Annotated in this window: 6 protein-coding genes; all 6 read left to right on the forward strand. The window is 69.3% G+C overall.

Features of this window, described 5'->3' with window-relative positions:
* A partial coding sequence (locus G6W55_RS36490; protein ID WP_303049967.1) for a helix-turn-helix domain-containing protein occupies nucleotides 1-185 on the forward strand: 185 nt, incomplete at its 5' end.
* A gap of 984 nt (nucleotides 186-1169) precedes the next feature.
* A complete protein-coding gene (gene dnaN / locus G6W55_RS36495; protein ID WP_030795063.1) occupies nucleotides 1170-2300 on the forward strand; it encodes a DNA polymerase III subunit beta in 1131 nt (376 codons plus the stop codon).
* Between the two features lie 207 nt (nucleotides 2301-2507).
* Nucleotides 2508-3383: a phosphogluconate dehydrogenase (NAD(+)-dependent, decarboxylating) gene (gnd, locus tag G6W55_RS36500; RefSeq protein ID WP_175524910.1), complete on the forward strand. Its 876-nt coding sequence runs from the start codon at nucleotides 2508-2510 to the stop codon at nucleotides 3381-3383.
* A gap of 59 nt (nucleotides 3384-3442) precedes the next feature.
* Nucleotides 3443-4564, forward strand: a complete 1122-nt coding sequence (recF, locus tag G6W55_RS36505) for a DNA replication/repair protein RecF (RefSeq protein ID WP_175524911.1) — start codon at nucleotides 3443-3445, stop codon at nucleotides 4562-4564.
* On the forward strand, nucleotides 4561-5091 hold the full coding sequence (locus tag G6W55_RS36510; protein ID WP_175524912.1) for a DUF721 domain-containing protein: 531 nt from the start codon (nucleotides 4561-4563) through the stop codon (nucleotides 5089-5091). The genes recF and G6W55_RS36510 overlap by 4 nt, the downstream gene beginning before the upstream one ends.
* Nucleotides 5092-5511: 420 nt before the next feature.
* On the forward strand, nucleotides 5512-7572 hold the full coding sequence (gene gyrB / locus G6W55_RS36515; protein WP_205068749.1) for a DNA topoisomerase (ATP-hydrolyzing) subunit B: 2061 nt from the start codon (nucleotides 5512-5514) through the stop codon (nucleotides 7570-7572).
* Nucleotides 7573-7727: the final 155 nt, after the last annotated feature.

A 7727-nucleotide genomic window follows, 5' to 3' on the forward strand; every position in this document is an offset into this window, starting at 1 on the left:
AGATCGCCATGTACCTCTGCCGGGAGCTGACGGACCTGTCGCTGCCGAAGATCGGCGCGCTGTTCGGCGGCCGCGACCATACGACGGTGATGCACGCGGACCGCAAGATCCGCAATCTGATGGCCGAGCGCCGCTCGATCTACAACCAGGTCACCGAGCTGACCAACCGCATCAAGGCCGGCTGAGCACCGCCGCGCACCGGCACCGAGGGCGCCCCGGGGAACGGTCCCCGGGGCGCCCTTGTGCGTGCATGAAGGCTCCGGAATGCCCCCTCAGAGACCTCCAGAGGTCCCCCCGAGGCTCTCGACGACCCCGGCGCGACCCTCGCCGGTCGTGCGCCGTCCACCGCCGCTGTTCGATTCGCCGCGAGGTTACGGCCTTCCTCCACAGATTCGGTGACTTTTTCCCGTCCACACCCTGGGGACCGGGAAGTTGTCCAGACTGTATCCACAGGGTCCCCTGGTGAAGGACCATCAGACCAGGTCACCGGGTTGTGGATTCGTGGACGAAGGATCTCCACAGGCTGTGGACAGAGAAATGATCCACAAGCTGTGGAGAGAGTTGTCCACCGCCCGCCCACAGCCTGGAGCCGGTTGTCCCCAGCGATCATCCGCTTCTCCACATCCCTGTCCACTGTTCGGCAACGCGATGCGGCTGCTCACCGGGTCGAGTGAAAGGCGTCACACGAAGCTGCCGCGAGGCCCTGTGGGAAAGACGCGCAAACCTGGGGACGGAGCTGGGGAGAAGTCGGCCCTCCCTGTGTACGGAGTGTGCAGAACTTTCTGTTCTCCACAGAACGCCCCGGTTGTCCACCGCCTCCATGCACAGGCCCGGTGGATAAAATTTGGGCTCTGAGCTGGGAAAACGGGGTTATCCACGGTATCCACAGCCCCTACTACTACTTCCAACTAGAGATAGCTGGGAATCCGTTTCGAAGTGGGTCCTGTGCACAACTCGCCCTTCGGCGCCCGGCTGCCCCTCGTCACGACTTGACCCCGAGAGGCACCTACTGTCAGTGCGGTGCGTCAGACTGGTCCCCGGTGGTCCTTCCCGTCGCAGCGGCCGATCACACCGATCGCATCGAGACCGTCGGGAGCGTCGGGACCACCGAGACAGACGACGAAGCCAGGCAGGCCGAGAAGCGCCGGCAACAGCAGGAGGCGGCAAGAGTGAAGATCCGGGTGGAACGCGACGTACTCGCGGAGGCAGTGGCCTGGGCGGCGCGCAGCCTTCCGGCCCGTCCGCCGGCGCCTGTCCTCGCCGGCCTCCTGCTGAAGGCCGAGGACGGCGCGCTGAGCCTGTCCAGCTTCGACTACGAGGTCTCCGCGCGGGTGTCGGTGGAGGCCGAGGTCGAGGAGGAGGGCACGGTCCTCGTCTCCGGCCGGCTGCTGGCGGACATCTGCCGCGCCCTGCCGAACCGCCCGGTGGAGATTTCCACAGACGGTGTACGGGCGACGGTGGTCTGCGGCTCCTCCCGCTTCACGCTCCACACCCTGCCGGTGGAGGAGTACCCCTCGCTGCCGCAGATGCCGAACGCGACGGGCACGGTCCCCGGCGAGGTCTTCGCCTCCGCGGCCGCCCAGGTCGCCATCGCCGCCGGCCGCGACGACACGCTTCCGGTGCTGACCGGTGTGCGCATCGAGATCGAGGGCGACACCGTCACCCTCGCCTCCACCGACCGCTACCGCTTCGCGGTCCGCGAGTTCCTGTGGAAGCCGGAGAACCCCGAGGCGTCCGCCGTCGCCCTGGTCCCCGCCAAGACGCTCCTGGACACCGCCAAGGCGCTGACCAGCGGTGACAGCGTCATCCTGGCGCTCTCCGGCTCGGGCGCGGGCGAGGGCCTGATCGGTTTCGAGGGCGCCGGGCGGCGGACCACCACCCGCCTCCTCGAAGGCGACCTGCCGAAGTACCGCACCCTGTTCCCGACCGAGTTCAACTCCGTCGCGGTGATCGAGACCGCCCCCTTCGTGGAGGCCGTCAAGCGTGTGGCCCTGGTCGCCGAGCGCAACACCCCGGTGCGGCTGAGCTTCGAGCAGGGCGTGCTGATCCTGGAGGCCGGCTCCAGCGACGACGCACAGGCTGTGGAGCGGGTCGACGCGCAGCTCGAGGGCGACGACATCTCGATCGCCTTCAACCCGACCTTCCTGCTGGACGGCCTGAGCGCGATCGACTCCCCGGTTGCCCAGCTCTCGTTCACCACGTCCACCAAGCCCGCGCTGCTCAGCGGCAAGCCCGCGCTGGACGCGGAGGCGGACGACGCCTACAAGTACCTGATCATGCCGGTGCGGCTCAGCGGCTGACCCCGGCAAGGGTGGCGGACTTGTCCACAGGCCGTGGGAAACTCCCCCCGGCCTGTGGGGAAAACCCGCAGGTGGGGCCGTACGTCTGAGCGCCTGGGCCCACAGGTGTGCGCGACCGTCCGGGTTTAGGCTCGGACGGGGGTACGCACGTGCCCTCGCGGGTGCGTAGGTGCCCTTCACGCCACACAGCGACCTAAGGAACAACTGATGGAGCTCGGTCTCGTCGGCCTCGGCAAGATGGGCGGCAACATGCGCGAGCGGATCCGCCGCGCCGGCCACACCGTCGTCGGATTCGACCGCAACCCGGACCTCGCCGATGTCCACAGCCTCGAAGAGCTTGTGGGCAAGCTGGAGGGTCCGCGCGTGGTCTGGGTGATGGTCCCGGCCGGTGCCGCCACCCAGTCGACGATCGACGAGCTGGCCGAGCTGCTGGAGCCGGGCGATGTCGTGGTGGACGGCGGCAACTCCCGCTGGACGGACGACGAGAAGCACGCCGAGGAGCTGGCCGCCAAGGGCATCGGCTTCGTGGACTGCGGAGTCTCCGGCGGCGTCTGGGGCCTGGAGAACGGCTACGCGCTGATGTACGGCGGCGACGCCGAGCACGTCGCCCGGGTGCAGCCGGTGTTCGACGCGCTGCGGCCCGAGGGCGACTTCGGCGCGGTGCACGCGGGCAAGGTCGGCGCCGGACACTTCGCCAAGATGGTCCACAACGGCATCGAGTACGCCATGATGCAGGCCTACGCCGAGGGCTGGGAGCTGCTGGAGAAGGTCGACTCCGTCACGGACGTGCGCGAGGTCTTCCGCTCCTGGCAGGAGGGCACCGTCATCCGCTCCTGGCTGCTCGACCTCGCGGTCAACGCCCTGGACGAGGACGAGCACCTCGACAAGCTGAAGGGGTTCGCCCAGGACTCCGGCGAGGGCCGCTGGACCGTGGAGGCGGCGATCGACAACGCCGTGCCGCTGCCCGCGATCACCGCCTCGCTGTTCGCGCGGTTCTCCTCCCGCCAGGAGGACTCGCCGCAGATGAAGATGATCGCCGCGCTGCGCAACCAGTTCGGCGGCCACGCGGTCGAGAAGAAGTGACCACCGCCGGCGGCACCACCGCCGGTATCTGAGCACCTTGGGGAGGTCGGCGAACGACCATGCACGTCACGCATCTGTCGCTGGCCGACTTCCGCTCGTACGCCCGGGTCGAGGTCCCGCTCGACCCGGGCGTCACCGCTTTCGTCGGGCCCAACGGGCAGGGGAAGACGAACCTGGTCGAGGCCGTCGGCTATCTCGCCACCCTCGGCAGCCACCGTGTCGCCTCGGACGCCCCGCTGGTCCGGATGGGCGCCGAGCGCGCGATCGTCCGCGCCCAGGTCCGACAGGGCGAGCGGCAGCAGCTCGTCGAGCTGGAGCTGAACCCGGGCCGCGCCAACCGCGCCCGCATCAACCGGTCCTCGCAGGTCAGACCCCGTGACGTGCTGGGCATCGTACGGACCGTGCTGTTCGCGCCCGAGGATCTCGCGCTGGTGAAGGGGGACCCCGGGGAGCGGCGGCGGTTCCTCGACGAGCTGATCACCGCGCGGTCGCCGCGGATGGCGGGGGTGCGGTCGGACTACGAGCGGGTGCTCAAGCAGCGCAACACCCTGCTGAAGTCGGCCGCGCTGGCGCGCCGGCACGGCGGGCGGACCATGGACCTGTCGACGCTGGACGTGTGGGACCAGCACCTCGCGCGCGTGGGCGCGGAGCTGCTCGCGCAGCGGCTCGACCTGGTCGCGGCGGTCCAGCCGCTGGCGGACAAGGCGTACGAGCAGCTCGCGCCCGGCGGCGGTCCGCTGGCGCTGGAGTACAGGCCGTCCGCGCCCGGTGAGGCGCACACGCGTGAGGATCTGTACGCGCAGCTCATGGCGGCGCTCGCGGAGGTGCGCAAGCAGGAGATCGAGCGGGGTGTCACGCTCGTCGGCCCGCACCGGGACGACCTGGTGCTCAAGCTCGGCCAGCTCCCCGCCAAGGGGTACGCCTCGCACGGCGAGTCGTGGTCGTACGCGCTGGCGCTGCGGCTGGCCTCCTACGACCTGCTGCGGGCCGAGGGGAACGAGCCGGTGCTGGTGCTGGACGACGTGTTCGCCGAGCTGGACGCCCGCCGCCGGGAGCGGCTGGCGGAGCTGGTCGCGCCGGGCGAGCAGGTGCTGGTGACGGCGGCGGTCGACGACGACGTACCGGATCTCCTCGCGGGAGCGCGGTACACGGTGGCGGACGGGACGGTGGAGCGGGCATGACGACCGACAGACCGGCGCCCGGCAAGGAACCCTCCGGTGTCGACCTCGCGCGCGTGGCGTTGCGCGCGGCACGCGAGCAGGCACGCGCGCGGGGCGACGCGGCGCAGCAGCGGAAGCAGGTGCGTCGCGGGGGCGGTCTGCGCTCCGGCTCGGGGGCGGACGGGCGCGATCCGATGGCGCTGGGTCCGGCGATCAACCGGCTGCTGGCCGAGCGGGGCTGGGAGGCGCCCGCGGCGGTCGGCGGGGTGATGGGCCGCTGGCCGCAGATCGTCGGCGAGGACGTGGCGAAGCACTGCGAGCCGGAGCGGTACGACGAGGACGAGCGGGTCCTGGTGGTGCGCTGCGACTCCACGGCCTGGGCGACGAATCTGCGGTTGCTGGCGCCGACGCTGGTGGCGCGGCTGAACGAGGATCTGGGACAGGGCCGGGTCCGGCATCTCAAGGTGCAGGGACCGGGCGGTCCGCCGCGCCGGTACGGCCCGCTGAGGGCGCCCGGCAGCACGGGTCCCGGTGACACCTACGGGTGATTTGCATCACGTGTTCGACGGCCGGGGCGGTACGCGCGTACCGCCCCGGCCGTCTTTTCGTCGGTCCGGGAACCGCCCCTGAACGCCCCTTGAGCGGGGCCGGATTCCTACCTGACTCGTCGGTAGCCAAGGGTTGACACCTGGAAGCGCTGAGTGCCTCTGTGAGCCTCTTGGAGCCCCCTTCCACATATCGGGACCCGTCGGAGACCGGTTCAGGGCGGCACATTGGGACTCAGGTACCGGCAAACCCCCATCGCTGTCAGTGGTACCGGTAGACTGGAAGCCAATCCCGCCCCGAACGTGGGGACCGCCCGGGAAAAGCTGAGCAACGCTGATCAAGGCTTACCAACGCAACATGCCGCAGCCGCTCCGGCAACCTGCCGAGGAGCCTGGCTCGTGCTGTGCCAGAAAGGGCGCTTCGTGGCCGATTCCGGCAACCCCAACGAGAACATCCCGTCCACCGACGAAGGCGTGACCGCCGCTGCCCCCACCTCCAACGGCGAGGTCTCGGCTTCGTACGACGCGAGCGCCATCACCGTCCTCGAGGGCCTCGACGCCGTCCGCAAGCGCCCTGGCATGTACATCGGCTCCACGGGCGAGCGCGGGCTGCACCACCTGGTGCAGGAGGTCGTCGACAACTCCGTCGATGAGGCCCTGGCCGGGCACGCGGACACCATCGACGTGACGATCCTCGCCGACGGCGGTGTGCGGGTCGTGGACAACGGCCGTGGCATCCCGGTGGGCATCGTCCCCTCCGAGGGCAAGCCGGCCGTCGAGGTCGTGCTGACCGTGCTGCACGCGGGCGGCAAGTTCGGCGGCGGCGGCTACGCGGTCTCCGGCGGTCTGCACGGCGTGGGTGTCTCCGTCGTGAACGCCCTGTCCACGAAGGTGTCGGTCGAGGTCAGGACCGACGGGTACCGCTGGACGCAGGACTACAAGATGGGCGTGCCCACCGCGCCGCTGGTCCAGCACGAGGCCACCGAGGAGACCGGCACCTCGGTCACCTTCTGGGCGGACCCGGACATCTTCGAGACCACCGAGTACTCCTTCGAGACGCTGTCGCGGCGCTTCCAGGAGATGGCGTTCCTCAACAAGGGCCTGACGATCAGGCTCACGGACGAGCGGGAGTCGGCGAAGGCCGTCACCGGCGCGGACGAGGCGGGCGCGGACGACAAGGACGAGGTCAAGTCCGTCACGTACCACTACGAGGGCGGCATCGTCGACTTCGTGACGTACCTGAACTCCCGCAAGGGGGAGCTGGTCCACCCCTCGGTCATCGACCTGGAGGCGGAGGACAAGGAGAAGAACCTCTCCCTCGAGGTCGCGCTCCAGTGGAACAGCGGTTACAGCGAGGGTGTGTACTCCTTCGCCAACATCATCCACACCCACGAGGGCGGTACGCACGAGGAGGGCTTCCGCGCGGCCCTCACGAGCCTGATCAACAAGTACGCGCGCGACAAGAAGCTGCTGCGCGAGAAGGACGACAACCTCACGGGTGACGACATCCGCGAGGGTCTGACCGCGATCATCTCGGTCAAGCTGAGCGAGCCGCAGTTCGAGGGCCAGACCAAGACCAAGCTGGGCAACACCGAGGCGAAGACCTTCGTCCAGAAGGCGGTCTACGAGCACCTCAACGACTGGCTGGACCGCAACCCGGTCGAGGCGGCGGACATCGTCCGCAAGGGCATCCAGGCGGCCACCGCGCGCGTGGCGGCCCGCAAGGCCCGTGACCTGACCCGCCGCAAGGGTCTGCTGGAGTCGGCGTCCCTGCCGGGCAAGCTCTCCGACTGCCAGTCGAACGACCCCACCAAGTGCGAGATCTTCATCGTCGAGGGCGACTCCGCCGGCGGCTCGGCCAAGTCCGGCCGCAACCCGCAGTACCAGGCGATCCTGCCGATCCGCGGCAAGATCCTGAACGTGGAGAAGGCGCGGATCGACAAGATCCTCCAGAACCAGGAGATCCAGGCGCTGATCTCGGCCTTCGGTACCGGGGTCCACGAGGACTTCGACATCGAGAAGCTCCGCTATCACAAGATCATCCTGATGGCGGACGCCGACGTCGACGGCCAGCACATCTCCACCCTGCTGCTGACCTTCCTGTTCCGCTTCATGCGGCCGCTGGTCGAGGCCGGGCACGTGTACCTCTCGCGGCCCCCGCTCTACAAGATCAAGTGGGGCCGGGACGACATCGAGTACGCGTACTCCGACCGCGAGCGCGACGCGCTGATCGAGATGGGCCGCCAGCGCGGCAAGCGGGTCCGCGAGGACTCCATCCAGCGCTTCAAGGGCCTCGGCGAGATGAACGCCGAGGAGCTGCGCGTGACCACCATGGACCAGGAGCACCGCGTCCTCGGCCAGGTCACCCTCGACGACGCGGCCCAGGCCGACGACCTGTTCTCGGTCCTGATGGGCGAGGACGTCGAGGCCCGCCGGCAGTTCATCCAGCGCAACGCCAAGGACGTCCGCTTCCTCGACATCTGAGTCGGTCTTGGCTGACCGCACCAGGAAGGACCCCCACCAGCAATGACCGACGAGAACACTCCCGTCACCCCGGAAGAGGGCGGCGACATCGCCATGCGCATCGAGCCCGTCGGGCTCGAGACGGAGATGCAGCGCTCGTACCTCGACTACGCGAT

It is taken from the genome of Streptomyces sp. CAI-85, assembly GCF_013363615.1.
Lineage (GTDB): Bacteria > Actinomycetota > Actinomycetes > Streptomycetales > Streptomycetaceae > Streptomyces > Streptomyces antibioticus_B.

Excerpts from the sequence above, each read along its gene's own strand:
- G6W55_RS36510 (WP_175524912.1), top strand. The coding sequence starts at position 4,561 with ATGACGACCGACAGACCGGCGCCCGGCAAGGAACCCTCCGGTGTCGAC.
- gnd (WP_175524910.1), top strand. The coding sequence starts at position 2,508 with ATGGAGCTCGGTCTCGTCGGCCTCGGCAAGATGGGCGGCAACATGCGC.
- recF (WP_175524911.1), top strand. The coding sequence starts at position 3,443 with ATGCACGTCACGCATCTGTCGCTGGCCGACTTCCGCTCGTACGCCCGG.